The 16,396-nt window shown below is 37.3% G+C and carries 21 protein-coding genes; 20 read left to right on the top strand and 1 reads right to left on the bottom strand.

The annotated features are described in order from the left end of the window. Positions 1 to 7: 7 nt before the first annotated feature. Together mmsB and BLP54_RS13410 are read left to right on the top strand one after the other, a co-directional pair. Entirely contained in the window at positions 8 to 1,177 is a 1,170-nt protein-coding gene (gene mmsB, locus BLP54_RS13405; RefSeq protein WP_090170499.1) for a multiple monosaccharide ABC transporter permease, read from the top strand. Between the two features lie 17 nt (positions 1,178 to 1,194). After that, complete coding sequence (locus tag BLP54_RS13410) at positions 1,195 to 2,376, top strand: ABC transporter permease subunit (RefSeq protein ID WP_242870708.1); 1,182 nt, start codon at positions 1,195 to 1,197, stop codon at positions 2,374 to 2,376. 110 nt (positions 2,377 to 2,486) lie between these two features. Here BLP54_RS13410 and BLP54_RS13415 read toward each other — a convergent pair whose 3' ends face one another. Then, complete coding sequence (locus BLP54_RS13415; protein ID WP_090170561.1) at positions 2,487 to 4,013, bottom strand: radical SAM protein; 1,527 nt, start codon at positions 4,011 to 4,013, stop codon at positions 2,487 to 2,489. 239 nt (positions 4,014 to 4,252) lie between these two features. Between BLP54_RS13415 and BLP54_RS13420 the strand changes: the two genes are divergently transcribed. The 18 genes from BLP54_RS13420 to BLP54_RS13500 all read left to right on the top strand — a co-directional run bounded on the left by BLP54_RS13420 (position 4,253) and on the right by BLP54_RS13500 (position 16,396). Then, positions 4,253 to 4,840: an LURP-one-related/scramblase family protein gene (locus tag BLP54_RS13420; protein WP_090170500.1), complete on the top strand. Its 588-nt coding sequence runs from the start codon at positions 4,253 to 4,255 to the stop codon at positions 4,838 to 4,840. A 79-nt stretch (positions 4,841 to 4,919) separates the two neighbouring features. Continuing rightward, positions 4,920 to 5,474 (top strand): hypothetical protein, encoded by a 555-nt coding sequence (locus tag BLP54_RS13425; RefSeq protein WP_090170503.1) that lies wholly within the window; start codon positions 4,920 to 4,922, stop codon positions 5,472 to 5,474. Continuing rightward, on the top strand, positions 5,461 to 5,787 hold the full coding sequence (locus BLP54_RS13430) for a GGDEF domain-containing protein (protein ID WP_090170505.1): 327 nt from the start codon (positions 5,461 to 5,463) through the stop codon (positions 5,785 to 5,787). The genes BLP54_RS13425 and BLP54_RS13430 overlap by 14 nt, the downstream gene beginning before the upstream one ends. Positions 5,788 to 5,804: 17 nt before the next feature. Further along, entirely contained in the window at positions 5,805 to 6,566 is a 762-nt protein-coding gene (locus tag BLP54_RS13435; protein WP_090170508.1) for a hypothetical protein, read from the top strand. Between the two features lie 285 nt (positions 6,567 to 6,851). Further along, positions 6,852 to 8,375, top strand: a complete 1,524-nt coding sequence (abc-f, locus tag BLP54_RS13440; RefSeq protein ID WP_090170510.1) for a ribosomal protection-like ABC-F family protein — start codon at positions 6,852 to 6,854, stop codon at positions 8,373 to 8,375. Positions 8,376 to 8,495: 120 nt separating this feature from the next. Further along, positions 8,496 to 9,188 (top strand): flavodoxin family protein, encoded by a 693-nt coding sequence (locus BLP54_RS13445; protein WP_090170512.1) that lies wholly within the window; start codon positions 8,496 to 8,498, stop codon positions 9,186 to 9,188. Between the two features lie 154 nt (positions 9,189 to 9,342). Then, the gene (locus BLP54_RS13450; protein ID WP_090170514.1) at positions 9,343 to 10,407 is read left to right on the top strand and encodes an alpha/beta fold hydrolase; all 1,065 of its coding nucleotides are present in this window, start codon (positions 9,343 to 9,345) and stop codon (positions 10,405 to 10,407) included. Next, positions 10,400 to 11,194, top strand: coding sequence for a hypothetical protein (locus BLP54_RS13455; RefSeq protein WP_090170516.1), 795 nt, complete (start codon positions 10,400 to 10,402; stop codon positions 11,192 to 11,194). Before BLP54_RS13450 ends, BLP54_RS13455 begins: the two co-directional genes overlap by 8 nt. A 28-nt stretch (positions 11,195 to 11,222) precedes the next feature. Next, entirely contained in the window at positions 11,223 to 11,678 is a 456-nt protein-coding gene (locus BLP54_RS13460; protein ID WP_090170518.1) for a GNAT family N-acetyltransferase, read from the top strand. An 11-nt stretch (positions 11,679 to 11,689) separates the two neighbouring features. Then, positions 11,690 to 12,235 carry a GNAT family N-acetyltransferase gene (locus BLP54_RS13465; RefSeq protein ID WP_242870709.1) on the top strand — a complete coding sequence of 182 codons (546 nt, stop codon included), beginning with the start codon at positions 11,690 to 11,692 and terminating at the stop codon, positions 12,233 to 12,235. Further along, complete coding sequence (locus BLP54_RS13470) at positions 12,213 to 12,428, top strand: aspartate dehydrogenase (RefSeq protein ID WP_176754570.1); 216 nt, start codon at positions 12,213 to 12,215, stop codon at positions 12,426 to 12,428. The genes BLP54_RS13465 and BLP54_RS13470 overlap by 23 nt, the downstream gene beginning before the upstream one ends. Positions 12,429 to 12,454: 26 nt before the next feature. Next, positions 12,455 to 12,856: a GNAT family N-acetyltransferase gene (locus tag BLP54_RS13475; RefSeq protein WP_090170521.1), complete on the top strand. Its 402-nt coding sequence runs from the start codon at positions 12,455 to 12,457 to the stop codon at positions 12,854 to 12,856. Between the two features lie 284 nt (positions 12,857 to 13,140). Further along, positions 13,141 to 13,314 carry a hypothetical protein gene (locus BLP54_RS15905; RefSeq protein WP_176754571.1) on the top strand — a complete coding sequence of 58 codons (174 nt, stop codon included), beginning with the start codon at positions 13,141 to 13,143 and terminating at the stop codon, positions 13,312 to 13,314. Between the two features lie 30 nt (positions 13,315 to 13,344). Continuing rightward, complete coding sequence (locus BLP54_RS13480; RefSeq protein WP_090170523.1) at positions 13,345 to 13,920, top strand: chromate transporter; 576 nt, start codon at positions 13,345 to 13,347, stop codon at positions 13,918 to 13,920. Next, entirely contained in the window at positions 13,917 to 14,477 is a 561-nt protein-coding gene (locus BLP54_RS13485) for a chromate transporter (RefSeq protein ID WP_090170525.1), read from the top strand. Before BLP54_RS13480 ends, BLP54_RS13485 begins: the two co-directional genes overlap by 4 nt. Before the next feature lie 54 nt (positions 14,478 to 14,531). Then, complete coding sequence (locus BLP54_RS16310; protein WP_176754572.1) at positions 14,532 to 15,368, top strand: CPBP family intramembrane glutamic endopeptidase; 837 nt, start codon at positions 14,532 to 14,534, stop codon at positions 15,366 to 15,368. Beyond that, complete coding sequence (locus tag BLP54_RS13495; protein ID WP_090170528.1) at positions 15,361 to 15,795, top strand: flavodoxin family protein; 435 nt, start codon at positions 15,361 to 15,363, stop codon at positions 15,793 to 15,795. Before BLP54_RS16310 ends, BLP54_RS13495 begins: the two co-directional genes overlap by 8 nt. A 142-nt stretch (positions 15,796 to 15,937) precedes the next feature. Beyond that, positions 15,938 to 16,396, top strand: coding sequence for a GNAT family N-acetyltransferase (locus BLP54_RS13500; RefSeq protein ID WP_176754573.1), 459 nt, complete (start codon positions 15,938 to 15,940; stop codon positions 16,394 to 16,396).

The following is a 16,396-nucleotide window of genomic DNA, read 5'->3' on the forward strand; positions in this document are numbered from 1 at the left end:
AGAAAACATGGTTTCAAATAATATTGGAAATACATTAAAAAAGTACACCATGGTTATCGCCCTGGTGATAGTTATTGGAATTTTCTACGTTGGAACAGGCGGAACAATCCTTCTGTCTCAGAACGTAAACAACCTTCTTTCACAGAACGCTTATGTATTCGTTCTTGGAACTGGTATGTTACTTTGTATTTTAACTGGTGGTAACATCGATCTTTCTGTTGGTTCAGTAGTCTGCTTCGTAGGCGGTATCGGAGCAATGCTTATGGACAAGAAAGTAAACGTATGGGTAGCAGTAATCGTTATGTTACTTGTAGGTATTCTTGTTGGTGCATGGCAGGCCTTCTGGGTTGCATATGTAAATGTTCCACCATTCATCGCAACACTTGCTGGTATGTATGCTTTTAGAGGACTTTCAAATGTAGTTCTTAACGGATATGCGGTATCAATTTCAAACAAGACATTCCTTAATGTTTTTGGTGGCGGCGCCGATTGCTACATTCCAGATTTCTTCCACGGTGATGGACTTAACATCACATGCTTGTTAGCAGGCGTTATCGCCGTTGTTTTATACGCTTTCTTCTCAATCAGAAAGAGAGCAAGAGCTTCTCGTAAGGGTTACGATACAACAAGCGCAACTGGCTTCTATGTAAAGCTCGTTATTATTTCATTAGTAATTTTATTCCTTGCTTACAAGCTTGCAGGTTATAAGGGAATTCCAACATCACTTCTTTGGATTATCCTTATCGTACTTGTTTATAACTACGTTACAACAAAGACTACAATCGGTCGATACTTATATGCAGTAGGTGGTAACGAGAAGGCTACACAGCTTTCTGGTATCAACACAAAGAAGGTTTACTTCTTCGCATATACGAATATGGGATTCTTAGCAGCCTTTGCTGGTATCCTTACAGTTGCTCGTGCAGCATCAGCTCAGCCTACGTATGGTCAGTTCTACGAGATGGATGCAATCGGTGCTTGCTTCATCGGTGGTGCTTCAGCTTACGGCGGAACAGGTTCAGTATTCGGAGCGATTGTCGGTGCTCTTTTAATGGGTGTTATCAACCAGGGTATGTTAATCATGGGTGTTGATGCCAACTATCAGAAGGTTGTAAAAGGCCTTGTACTTCTCGCAGCGGTAATCTTTGATGTTATGTCTAAGAGAGAGAAGAAATAGGAAGGGAGGAGCGAAAAGTGAAAGACAAAATTTTAAAGATAGTTAAAGAAAACACTATGCTCATTGTACTGGTCCTGGTTGTTCTCTTCTTTAACGCTACAACACACGGCACAATGTTGATGCCAAGTCAGTTCAATGCACTTATCACACAGAACGCATACGTTTATGTTCTTGCAACTGGTATGCTGATGTGTATGTTAACAGGTGGTAACATCGATCTTTCCTGCGGTTCATTCGTTTGTTTAGTAGGTGTTATCGGCGCAAAGGTTATGGTAAATATGGGAGCTCCAACAATCGTTGGTATTCTCGTTATGCTTCTCGTTGGTGTAATTTATGGTTGTGTTCTTGGATACGTAATTGCGTATATCAATATTCCACCATGGATTGCTACACTTGCAGGTTTCCTTGCACTTCGTGGATGGGGTGTTGCATTACTTAACGGTAATTCAAACATCAGCCCACTTCCAGCAGATTTCTGTGGTCTCTTCTCAGGAAAGATGAACGATCTTTTCGGTGGCCCAAGAATCGGTGGTGTTCAGTACAACATGACAAGTATTGTAATTGCTCTTATTGCATCTGTACTTGTAGTATTCCTTCTCTTCAGAGAACGCGCGACAAAACTTAAGAAGGGATATGTTGCTGACAGCTTTGTAAAGGTTGTTGTTAAGTCAGTTCTTATCTGCTTTGTAATCATGCTCTTTGGTTACAAGTTCGCTCTTGCAGGTGGTGTTCCTTATTCCCTTATTTGGGTAGCTGTAATCGTTCTTATCTACAGCTTCATCACTTCTAAGACAGATATTGGACGTTACTTCTACACAATCGGTGGTAACAAGGAAGCAACAAGACTTTCAGGTATTGATACAAAGCGTATCATGTTCATTGCATACCTTAACATGGCAGTACTTACAGTTGTATCTGCATTCCTTACAATGGCTCGTTTCCAAGCTGCAAACTCTACAGCTGGTACAAACTACGAGATGGATGCAATTTCTGCCTGCGTAGTAGGTGGTGTATCTGCTTACGGTGGATCAGGTTCTGTATTTGGTATGATTGTCGGTGCTACACTTATCGGTGTTATCAACCTTGGTATGTCCCTCATGGGTATCGATGCTAACTGGCAGAAGGTTGTTAAGGGTGTCGTTCTTCTTGGCGCCGTAGTATTCGAAATTCTCAATAATAAGAAAACAGCATCTAAATAAAAAGCCTTCCCATTGAGGGAAAGGTGTCAGCGAAGCTGACGGATGAGGTGTCTATTTTCTTCATTATATTCTCTTGGTCTGGGCTTGTCCCAGACCTTTTTTTATGTTTGTTATGCGGTTCTATGTGTATGAGAATGATGATGCTTTGTCGTGTTGGTTTTGTGGGTAACACTTTGTTGTCTTTGATCAAAGGCTGCAAGCTCAGGATTATCTCTATGATACTTAGAGTAATTCTGATAAGCAGGAGTCTTGTGAGTCTGGCTAGCCCATATTTCATCTGCTACAGGAGCCCATTCTTTTGCGTAATCATCAGCCTTTTCACAAAGATGGTCTACAGATTCAGGTGATTCCAAATTTGTCTGGTGAGCGCCTGTTTCGTTTACCATTTTGCGCAGAAGCTCTGGGTTTTCCAACATTGGACAAGGACGTAAGTGGTTTCTGTTAAAAGGTTGACCATCATGATATGCCATAAACAAAGGACTCTGTAATATCTCAAGGATGGACTTATCCTTTATATTAGAATCAGAGTAGTGGATAAATACGCAAGGCTCGGCGTCGCCATTTGAATTGATGTGGAAGTAATTTCGTCCACCTGCAATACATCCACCTACGAATTCACCATCATTCTGAAAATCCATAGGGAAGAATTCGATATCACTATTGTTTGAGCGAACATCTCGGATTCTTTCAATCATTTTTCTACGCTGCTCTACTGTAGGCATCAGCTCTTTTACAGCATTGTTTCCTACTGGCATATAGTGGAAATAGAAGCCAAAACGAGCGCCTTTAGAGGCTATAAAACGAAGGAATTCATCACTAGTTACAGCTTCAATATTATCTCTGGTATAGCAGATAGATGTACCATAGACGATGCCATATTTCTGAAGTAAATCCATGGCTTTCATTACAGCTTCATAGTGTCCTTCACCTCTACGCTTATCATTAGTTTCTGGTGTGCCCTCGATAGAAAGCATAAAAGTAAGGTTTCCTAACTCAACGACCTTTTTACAGAGCTCCTCATCAATAAAAGTTGAATTTGAATAAGCAGCAAAGAAACAATCATTATGTTTCTCGCAAAGCTTGAGGATATCGTTCTTTGCACACATTGGCTCTCCCCCAGTCATCATGTACAGATAAACACCAAGCTCTTTTCCCTGAGTGACAATTTTATCCATTTCTTCAAAGCTAAGTCTTACTTTATGACCATAGGTGCCAGACCAGCAGCCTACACAATGCATATTACAGGCCATTGTGGGATCAAAAAGAATTAGCCAAGGAATATTGCAACCGTATTTTTCACGGTTTGAGCGAATCATTTTTGTACCTCTGAAAAAGGCTTCATATCCAAGATTTAACGCCATTTTATGAAGATATTCTGGATTTGATTCGTCGATTACCTTATTAATGAAATTTACCCAACGATTATCAGGGGATTGGAATGCTGCTTTTACCTTATCAAGGCTTTCTTTTTTAGCACCATTTTTACCCCAAAACTTCTCAGCATAATCAACAAGTGTAAGATAATAATCTGTTCGATTTGTTTTATCGTCATCGAGGTTCTTAAGAAACTTGTTGATAGCAATAGAAAAAGCTTTTCGTTCAAGGGAATGATTGAATTTCGATAAAGAATTTGTCATATATTTACCCTCCATTAATTCTCCTATCTACCTTAATAGTAGTCAGCTGTTTATATTTCAACAATAATCAACAAATAGTGATTGTTTGAAAATCTATACATTGTTATGAAATTGTATAAACAAATATGTGTTGCCGTAGGAATTATAGGGAAATATTGAAAAGAAATTTCTATGCCACAAAAATTGTAATATATGGAGAATTAAGGTAAAATCCATATAAATTACAGGAGGTAAGTGAGATGGGATTATTTTCAAAGTACAGGGAAGCAGGAGAGTCTGCGAATGATAGTAATGTAGAGAGATTTGGTGCACCAGTACGCTCATTGTTTACAAGTACTAAGGTGATTACACTTCGTCATGAAATTACAATAACAGATGATAATGAGAATGTAGTTTATGTGGCACGCACTAAGTTTCCTACTATAAAAGATAAGACAGATATTTTTGATGCTAATGACCATCAGGTGGCTCACATTGAAAAGCAGATTTTTTCTTTCCATGAGAGACATTTTGTTAACATGGCTGATGGTACAGAGTTCCAGCTATCCAATGAGATTTTCCATATAATCAAGGATGTTACAAATATCGAAGGTTTAGGTTGGCAGCTTAAGGGCAATTTTGTTGGATTAAATTTTGAATTATTTGATGCTAATGATGAGATATTAGCAGTCATATCTCAGAAGATGATATCTATCCATGATAAATATTGCATCGACATCTATAAGCCTGAGCATGAGAAGACTATAGTGGCTATTCTCATTGCGTTACAACACATGATGGTGGATAGAAAGAATTCCGAGGCGGCTTCGTCTACAGTTTCAAATTAACTAGAATTTCAACACAGATTTTACATATGAATTCGATAAAATATCTACGGAATAAGTGTTGGTAGGATGGTTTGGAGCTATGAATAAATCCTTTAATCGTAAAGTAATTATAGGTGTTATTCTTGCAATAGCTGCATTGTGCTTTGTGCAGTCTCTTTACCATGTTGACATTTACTTCGAAAAGAAGTCTAACCATGAAAAAGTAACCGAATTAATTAATAATGATTTGGTATTTTCGTGGGATACAATGGATGATGAATTATCGCAAATTCTGGACTGGATTGATTCAGGACATTTTTATAATGGAGATTTAGGAAGACTCTACGAAAGAGCCAGTCTAATATATATGCAAAAGGGCGAGCCCATGTCTTATTATAGATACTTGGGCTATGCTCTTTTTTATTTGGAACAGAGTGACGATAAGGATTACACGGTTAATATTTATCTGGATCAGTCCCATACAAATATATACGAGGAAACCTATAGGGCTATTAATGATGCCTGGCTTGCCAGAGTGTATGTAGAAACCGGCAGATTTGATGAGTGTAGGGAAAAGTTGGATAAATGGGAAGGTCATGATATGTTCTACATGGACGTTTATCGTGAGATAATGCTTCGTTATGTTATTAAATAGTAGATATGATGGTTTGACACTTCTGTTGAATAGAAAAGTATTTACAAGACAATTATTTAGATGTAAGAAAAGCAATGTCCGATATGGCGTTATCATGATGGATATTGATGATTTCAAACATGTTAACGATACCTATGGGCATATAGAAGGTGATAGAGTATTACAACGCTTAGGGCAGCTTCTCCAAACTGAGATAAAATCGGATGTTCAGTGTTTCCGTTATGGTGATGAGGATGTGCTAAGACGCGCAGACGAAAATCTATATACTTCAAAGCAAAATGGAAAAAATCAGGTAACTATGGGAGAGTTATAAATACTTAGGGAAACAAAATGTATCTAAACACACGTAAACATTATCTTTCTAAATCAATATGTTTATCTGCATGTATAGGATTGCTTTCGCAATGTCTTAATGCCATGTCCAGATTCTTTTTCAGTTCAAATCTAAGTGAGCCAGATATGCTCAATAGCACCATTTTTGTTTTTAATATATCTATTCAGATAATAGTTATTCTGCTGATTGCTATTATTTTTGGACATAGTTTAAAGCAAATGAAAAACATCATGAGTATAGTTATGGAAGACGATGTTGAAAAAATGGGATTATTGCAAAAGCAGTATATTCCTGATGGAATCTCTACCCTTAAGGCATCTGATATTTATTCCCTTCTTGAGATTTGGGCGTCCATAATGATTTTTATACAGGTGATGTCTATAGTATCAAGTTATCAATACAAGCGTTTTGTAAGTGATTTATATCGACTTATCCCAATGGATACTTTCGAGCATGCGGTGGATTTTTCAGCTATTTATAATTCCACTCATGGCTTTAAATATATTGGAATGTTTTCCGCATTAATTATTGGAATATTTGTATCGGCAGTATTTTTGAAAGATAGATTTTTAAAGATTTTGTCTGTGATTATAACCGCAGTTTTTATATTAGCTTTTTGTATTTTTCAGATGATAACCTTTGATATGGAAATCAAAATTATCAGTATCGTCTGGACTTCGGTAATTTATCACGGCATGGAAACCATAGGTCTTTTGCTATTTTCATTTTATCTGGCGAAGCATTATAAAGGACTTTAATAAAAAACTGTTGCATTACTATTTAGAGCGTATTATACTGAAGAAAATATTAGGAAAGAACACACTGTATATGTGTGTGGGTGAGGAAATGAGAACAAGATAGTTTAATTTAAGTAATCACATAGGTTTTTATGGCCTGAGAAACAGGCTGGTTTGTGTACGCTTAAATTAGATTATCGCTTTATTCATCCTTGTCTGCACCAGTAGGTGATTATATAGGATTTTTTAGCGAGTCTGTTTTGCGTATGCAAATACAGACTTTTTTTATTGGGTATTGGAGGTTTTATGGCACAAATTAATGTTACAAATCTTACTTTTGCATATGAGGGAAGCTTTGACGATATTTTTGAGAATGTTTCCTTTTCTATAGATACCAATTGGAAGCTTGGATTCATCGGTAGAAATGGTAAAGGAAAGACAACATTTTTGAATTTGCTTTTGGGAAGATATGACTACGAGGGAAGCATTTCTACAAATGTCGTTTTCGATTATTTCCCATATAAGGTCAGTGGGACGGATATGGAAAAGACGGCAGATGAGCTTATGGAAAAATGGAAGCCATCTGTGGAAAGCTGGAGAGTTATGTGTGAACTGCCTCAGCTATCAATAGATGCAGAACTGCTTTACAGACCCTTTAAGACCTTGAGTTTCGGGGAGCGTACCAAGGTTATGCTTGCTGTATTGTTTTCTGGAGAGAATGACTTCCTGTTGATTGATGAGCCAACAAATCATTTGGATATGGAGGCTCGTGAAATCATAAAGAATTACCTGGCATCAAAGAAGGGATTTATCCTTGTTTCTCATGACAGAGATTTGCTAGATGCATGTATTGACCATGTGCTGGTTTTAAACAGAGCAACAATAGAGGTTCAGTCAGGAAACTTTTCAAGTTGGTGGGAAAATAAAGCAAAAGCAGATGCATTTTCAAAGCATGAGAATGATAAGCATTTAAAAGAAATTGGAAAGCTAAAGGCTACAGCGGACAGATCTTCCAGATGGGCGGAGAAAGGTGAGGCAAGAAAGATTGGTTTTGACCCAATTAAGGAAAATGACAGAAGCATAGCAACCAGATCCTACATTGGCGCTAAGACCAAGAAAATGCAGGCGAGAGTGAAGTCTTTCGAAAAGCGTATGGACCGTGAAATAGCTGAGAAAGAGGGCTTACTTCAGGATTTGGAGGAACCAATCGACCTGAAAGTTATGCCAATGGAGCACTATAAGAAGGTGTTGGTTGATTGCAAGGATTTGACTTTGAAATATCAGGATGGCACAGAGCCTGTCATTAAGGATTTATCCTTTGATTTGCTTCAAGGAGAGAGAGTATTTTTAAGTGGCGAGAACGGTTGTGGAAAATCCACATTAATAAAGGCGATTTTGGCAAAAGCCAGTGCTGGCGATGTATCAAATCTTGACATCGAAGGAACGCTGAATGTGGCACCAAATCTTGTCATCTCTTATATTAATCAGGATACCTCCTGGCTTAAAGGCAGCTTGAAAGACTATGCGCTAAAAAATGGATTAGACTATAGCCTGTTTCTTTCGATACTGAGCCAGTTGGATATGAGCAGAGTTCAGTTTGAAAAGAATATAGAGGACTATTCTGAGGGGCAAAAGAAGAAGGTCCTCATAGCTAGAAGTCTGCTTACTTCAGCCCATTTGTATATCTGGGATGAGCCACTAAATTACATCGATGTGTTTTCACGGATGCAGATAGAAAAGCTGATTGAGGAGTATCAGCCTACCATGCTTTTGGTGGAGCATGATGTGAGATTTAGAGAAAAGCTTGCCACAAAGGAAATAGCGCTATAGGTGGATGGAGTAGAGCATTAATCTTTTAGATATTTAGATGATTACCATGTTATAGGGTTTGTTGATTTAAACCTTGTAATCAGATATAATTCAGCGTAATTTAGGAGTGGAGGTAAAGTTATGAAAACATTAATAATTAATGGGCAGAATCATCAGGGGTCGACTTATCATATTGGTAAGGAGTTGGCTGATAAAATTGGTGGCGAAACAAAGGAGTTTTTTCTTCCAAAAGATTTTGGAGAGTTTTGCCTGGGGTGTACAAGCTGTTTTACAAAGGGCGAAGATACTTGCCTACATTATGAAAAGCTGAAGCCTATTGTAGATGCTCTTGATGAGGCTGACGTAGTAATACTTACAAGTCCTGTTTATGTTATGCATTCAACCGGTTCCATGAAAGCGTTCTTGGATCATCTTGGCTATCGCTGGATGGTGCACAGGCCAGAGGAAAAGATGTTTAAAAAGCAAGGTGTTTGCATAAGTACTGCAGCAGGGGCAGGCATGAAGTCTACCAACAAGGATATGGCAGACAGCCTATTTAATTGGGGAATTGCAAAGATTTATAAATATGGAATGGCTGTGGCAGCTACAAGCTGGGAGGACGTTTCTGAAAAGAAAATGGCTAAGATACACAAGGACATGGATAGACTTGCGGCTGATATAAAAAGCAATAATGGGAACGTGAAGCCAGGAATAAAATTAAAGGCTTGGTTTATGCTATGTCGATTTATACAAAAGAATGGATACAATCCTAAGGACATGGAGTATTGGAAGCATAAAGGATGGACAGAGGGAAATCGTCCTTGGAAGGCATGATTTTCAATATAAGCTACTTATAGTCGTATAGTGAAAAACTATAGAGCAAATTCATATTTGTAGGGGGGAGACTATGCTTCTATCATTTTATATCCAGCTCTGGCAGCATTAATATCATGGCTTATTTGGGGATAATAGAAAGTAGAAATTACGGATGATACGAAGAATAAAAAAGATTTTTAAAGTGATAATAATTGCTATCATTTCCTTCATAGCAATTATTCTAGTGGCACATTTCATAGGCAGAATAATTAATAACAGAACACCTGAGGGTGGGATAAATGAATCAATGTATGTAGATATTAATGGAACAAAGCAATGGATAAATATCTATGGACAGGATAAGGATAATCCAGTTTTACTTTATCTTCACGGCGGTCCAGGTTCATCAACGAGTATTTTTGATTATGTGTTCACAAGAAAATGGAGTGATGTTTACACGGTAGTCACTTGGGATCAGCGTGGCTGTGGAAAAAGCTACAATACTTCTAAAACAGAAACTATAACAGCAGATATCTTGATGCAGGACGGCAAGGAGATTACTGAGTTCCTACTTGACTATATGGGTAAAGATAAGATTACTCTTCTAGGACATTCGTGGGGTTCCTTGTATGGTGCCAACTTAGCTCTGGAGTATCCTGAATACTATGAAGCATTTATTGGCACAGGACAATTTATCGATCCTAAAGAGAATGAGCAAAGGCTTTACGATGCGGCACAAGAATGGAGCGAGGGCGACGAAGAAGGGAAGGCAATACTTGCAAAATGGTCTCCTGACAAAGAAGATTCCTTAGAGGCTTTACAGGCAAGAAACGCTACTTTGGAAAGATATGGCTATGGCATGATGAAAGATGGTTCTGACTATAATCTCTATACCACAGTGATTTTCAATCCAAACTATTCGATAAAGGATTATGTTAGATATCTGACAAATGGTAGTAAGGAGTTCGAACCGTATTTGGCTTTTTGGGCTAATGATGAAATGTCAAAGCTATCTCTACTTCGTAAATACGAATACAAAGTAGCCTACTACAATATAAATGGAGATATGGATTATCAGACCAACTACCAGCTTGCCTGCGAATACTTTGATAATGTGAACGCTCCATATAAAGAAATGTTTGTGATGAAAAATGCAACTCACGGTCTTTTGGAATCACGTTCAGAAGAATTCTCGGAGATAGTACACACGATAGCTGCGGAGCAGAAAGATGAATAAACATTTTAAACTGAAAAAAGTGCTTATATGTATTGCTGCAGTGCTTGGAGGAGTGCTTGTTCTGGTCACTGTTATTTATATAAACATTAAAAACTTTACAGTTAAGAGAATGCAAAGTGCAGATGGTCAGGAAGTATATCTAATGGGTACATTCCACACCAATCACTTTGACACCATATCAAATTATTCTTTTGAAGAAATGCTAAATGCAATAGAAAACATAGATCCTGATGTTATTTTTATCGAGGCAAGAGAAGAAAACTACGAACAGTATGGGGTCGTGGATGGGCCTGTTGATATGTGTATCACATATTGCTATTGCCAGGATAATGATATTCCTGTGGAAATGATAGATTACTGGAAAGTAGATAACGATAATTACAAACGAAATACCACCACGGATGATAGGGATGATCATATTCATCAAAAAATAATTGAGAAACTTAAACTCTATGATAATAAAAAAGTCCTGGTCATATGTGGATTTGGACATTTGTATCCACAGGTGAATCGACTGCTGGCTGAAGGGATGGTAAAGGAGAAGCTCCCTCATATTTCAAGCTTGTTTAAGAGTGATGACAAGGAATTTAAGTATCCGTCTTCGATAAATGAAGTCTGGGAGCAAAGAGCATTTTTTTATGCTTACACGTATCCTGAATCAATACAGGAAGATGAAACAATAAACGATGAAGTGAAAGCACAGTGGCCTATTGATGAAAATCATAGTTTCTATGATTCACAGATTAAATATTGTGATTTGTTTAGCGCAAATCAGCTATACAGGTGAGATTAATTAACTTTGGGAGCAGACGAAAATGGTTGATATAAGAATTGCTACAAAAGATGATATAGATAGTTTGATGAGTATTCGCCTTGAAATGCTTAAGGTCGTGAATAATCTGCTAGAAGATTATGTGTATTCAGATGAACTGAAAAATGAGAGTCGCGATTACTTTTTGAATGGAGATCAGATGACGGTTCTTGCCAGTGATGGAGGTGAAGTTATTGGATGTGCATCTATGAGTTTTATCAGGATAATGCCTACATTTAATCACCCAACAGGCAAAAGAGCCCATCTTATGAATGTCTACACAAGAGAAGAATATCGCCGACAGGGGATAGCTCAAAAGATGGTTGAGTTGTTAATTGAGAAAACTTGGGAAAAAGGCGCCACAGAAATCAGTCTTGATGCAACCACATTGGGAAGACCACTCTATAAAAGAATAGGATTTACAGATTCAGAAGAATGTATGGTTTTGACAAAACAATAGGAGAGACATAAATGGAACAGACAATTATTTTGGAAACAGAAAGACTTTTTCTTCGTGAAATGAATATGGATGACTTTGATGCATTATACAAAGTTCTCGCTGATAGAGACATCATGCAGCATTATCCATATACTTTTGACGAGAAAAGAGTCAGAGATTGGATTGAAAGAAATATGAATCGCTATCATAAGGATGGTTTTGGACTGTGGGCTGTATGCTTGAAAGATACCGGAGAGATGATTGGAGATTGCGGATTGACACTTCAGAATATTGATGGGGAGATGTTACCTGAGATTGGTTATCACATTCGTGCAGATCATCAGCGCAAAGGCTATGCAAAGGAAGCGGCAGCAGCTGTCAGGGACTGGGCGTTTGACAACACGAATTACCCAGCACTCTATTCATATTGCAAATACACAAATGTTGGTTCATATAAGACAGCGGAATCAATAGGTATGCATTTTGAGAAGGAATACTCAGATCCCGAAAACAAGATTACACATGTATCAGTATTATTTCGCGAGGAGATGGCTTATGCTTTTCAAGAAAAAGATTGAGAAGAAAACCTATGACAAATCATCCAAGAAACCTGTAATAAAAGCTTCTATCTGTAATGGAGAACAGGTGGCAGGCTTCAAAGACATTAACACTGGTGCATTTGAAGAAGTGATGCTTATAAAGAATGCTGATGATTTGGCAGTATTCAAAGAAACATATGACATAACTGAAGAAATAGAGAAGATATATTAAAAGGGATTATAAACAGGTGATTGAAAATGATTGAGTATAAGCAGACTAAAGAATTTACAGTTGACCAATTGCAGAGATTATTTCTTTCAGTTAATTGGGAATCAGGAAAATACCCAGAAAAACTAGTTAGAGCAATGCTCAATTCTTCTAGAGTTATATCTGCATGGGATGGAGATAAGTTAATTGGGTTGGTTCGTGCATTAGATGATGGAGAGACTGTGGCATTTCTCCACTATCTTTTGGTAGACCCAGCATATCAGGGCTATCACATTGGAGATAATCTAATGAAACAGATTATGAGCTTTTATGAGAATCTCTTGTATGTGAAAATCATTCCATCTAATCCTAAAACAATTCCATTCTATGAGAAATATGGATTTAGACAATATGACAACTACTCAGCTATGGTTCGCAAGAATTTTTCATGAAACGATAATTTACGGAATATACACGTTTTATAGCCTTTTTTACCGTAGTCATTTTTGTAGTTAACATTGCTTTTACGGAAGATTAAGAGTTTATGTCCTTGTTTTCCGTAGGATTTTTTGCATGTTGCAAGGATGTAAGTGATTTGATTCAAAATTACTACGGAAAAACAATTGTTTTAAGCTAGTTGTTCCGTAAAGAGGTTCAATATACCAAAATTGACTACGGCAAAAATGACATGAGATGTTAAATATTCCGTAAATCTAATTTTTAAGGGAGAATATCAATGCCAAAAGTTAAGTTTACAATTACAGAAGAGCGCATTTCTGCTGAGGAATATATTGAATTTATAAAGAGAACTGATTTGGGGTCACAGTATCCGAAGGTACGTTTTGAGGAACGAATCAGGACGCTGGTTAAGAATCATATAGAGTGGACCGAGTGGACCGTTCAATCCTGAATGAACGAAATGCAAAATGGAGGAATAGTTTTGCCTATATTAATAGATTTATTTTTTACTTTTGCCAAGATAGGTATGTTTACCTTTGGTGGAGGTTACGCAATGATTTCTCTTATAGAGAATACATGCGTAGAAAACAAAAAATGGATAACACACGACGAGATGATGACGGTTACAGTTATAGCTGAGTCCACACCAGGACCGATAGCAATTAACTGTGCAACTTATGTAGGATATAAGAAAGGTGAATTTCCGGGAGCAATTGCAGCTACACTTGGTATGGTTTTACCTTCATTCGTAATAATCTATTTGATATCAAAATTCCTAAATCATTTTTTAGAGATAACCTGGGTGGCTAATGCATTTAAAGGAATCAAGATAGCAGTTGGTATCCTTATTGTTGATGCTGCAATCAAGATGTTAAAAAAGATGAAGAAAAAGCCAATGCAAGTAATAATGGTTTGTTTTGCTGTTGTATCAATGATTCTAATAAATGTCTTTGCGCTAAACATTTCATCAATGGTGCTAATGCTTGCATCTGCAGTTATCGGAATAGTAGTTTTTTCCATCAATAATAATTTGAGAATGGAGCATATGAAGGAATGATTTATTTGGATCTTTTTATAGGCTTCCTAGAAGTTGGGTTGTTCTCATTTGGAGGAGCGTATGCGGTCATACCTCTTATCAGAGATGTTGTTATGGCAAATGGTTGGCTCGATGATGAAATGTTAACCTACATGATTGCCATAAGTGAAAGTACTCCTGGGCCGATTATGGTAAATATGGCTACTTATGTGGGTAGCGAAAAAGGAGGATTGCTGGGAGCCGCTATAGCAACCACAGCAGTTGTTTTACCTGCATTTTTTATCATTCTGATTATTATGGTAATAATGAATAGGTTCCTTCAAAATCAGTATGTTAAAGCTGCTTTAAGTGGTTTGAAGCCTTGCATTATTGGAATTATTTTAGTGACAGGTGCACTTATGATTTTAAAGAACTGCGGACTATTATTTGATGGTAAGACAGATATACTTACTATTGGATTAACCTGTGGTATTGCGTTTATATATTTTGGTTCAAGGATAATTATGAAAAAAGCTATTAATCCTATAATGCTGATATGGATGTCAGCAGTGGTGGGGATTGTGGCCTATGCTTTGTAGCATGTTAATGCATTTGTATGGGAGAAAATGATTGCAACAAGGAGACTTAAATACATGAACAAGCAAATAAGAGAAAACACATTATTATCTTGCTGGATAATATTTGCAATTCTGATATTAGTACATGGATTTGAAGCTATCGTCCTTAGGATGGATGAAACTATTTTTGGAGAGAATTTCATCAATAAGGTATTTGGAATTCTCGTAGTTTTCCGAGTGGTGCGAAGCCTTAACTGGAAATTGTCTGATATAGGGTTTGCCAAAACTGGATTTATAAAACACATCGGCATAGGATTACTGATTGCCATTTGCTCGTTTATTATTTCATATGGTGCAGAAATCATTATTCTCAAAAGCCAGGGGTACGATATCGGATTTGGAATTTTCACTACAGGATTTTCTCTGACGGGGGAAGCTGATGTTCATACTGGAATTGGATTTATCCTGATGTGTGTGTTCTTCAATATCATAAACGTAGTTATGGAGGAAGGCACATTTAGAGGACTTTTTTATCGTATTTACGGTATTGATCATTCTGTTAAGTTTGCATTACTGTTTCAGGCATTCTTATTTGGAGTATGGCATATTGTGACACCACTCCATAATTTGATTGATGGTGATATTAACATTGGAGCATTTATTGGACTTAGCGTGGGATATATTATTCTTGCTGGGCTAATGGGTATCAAATGGGGACTGCTTTATCGTATGACTGGAAGTCTTTATGCAGGAATGGCTGACCATTTCTTCAACAATTGCATTGCTACAAATCTGCTTCATGTAATTACAGAAAGCGGCGTGGATGAAATGATGATTATTCGCGTGGCAATAGCTCAGTTGTTATCATTTACAATTATTCTGCTGGTATGGAAGAAAAGGGAGAATAGATGATTACTCATTTGACTTCTGCAGAGGGTGTCGCTCTTGTCACAATACTGCAAAGTGTGTAATGGATGATTCTTCGGTAATCGAGAAAATTATGCGTGAATATGATGAGGCAGATATTATAGTGTCTGTTTCACCATCTTACTGGGCAGATGTACCTGGCCAGTTTAAAGCATTTATTGACAGGTGCACACCTTGGTGCAACACACATGAACCCCATGCTGCAATTAAGCCTGGAAAGAAGGGATATTCGATTGCTTTGAGAACTGGACCTAATATGCCGGAATGCGAAAGAATCATCAGTACTATTGAACATTTTTATGGTCATCTTGATATAGAGTCCGTTGCTCAAATGGGCCTGACATCGATTGAATATAAAGAGGATGTAGAACCTAGAAAAAAAGAGATAATTGATTTTTGTAGTAGGATTTAAAAAATTTAGCAACAATACAATAAATGTTTATCGCATGAATGTGTAGGATGCTTTATTTTTTACTTAGTTGCGATACTTGGGATTTGATGAGATTTATTTACAAAAAAAACATTGCTAACTTTGGAATGGTAGGGGAAACATAATGATTATAGAAGTAATTAATCCAACAGAAAAGCAAAACATAGCTAGGAAAATCTTGGAGGCTCTTACCGATTGGTTTGGAATTGAGGAGAGTAGAGAAGACTACATTACGCGTAGTGCAGAGTGGACATTTTTAGTAGCTAGAGATGGTAATAATGACGTAGGATTTTTGTGCTTAAAGGAAACAGGAAAAGCTACTGTGGAAATTGCTGTGATGGGAGTTTTAAAAGAGTATCATAGGAAGGGCATAGGACGTCAGCTTGTTGAAAGAGGTAAAGAGATAGCTAAGGCTAAAGGCTATGAATTCATGCAGGTTAAGACTGTAAAAATGGGAGTCTATGAAGATTATGATAAGACAAACCATTTTTATATCAGCTGCGGTTTTAAAGAACTAGAAGTTTTTCCACTATTGTGGGATGAGTGGAATCCCTGCCAGGTCTATGTGTTGGCTTTGAAGTGA

Origin of the sequence: Pseudobutyrivibrio sp. 49 (genome assembly GCF_900100545.1) — a bacterium.
GTDB lineage: Bacteria > Bacillota > Clostridia > Lachnospirales > Lachnospiraceae > Pseudobutyrivibrio.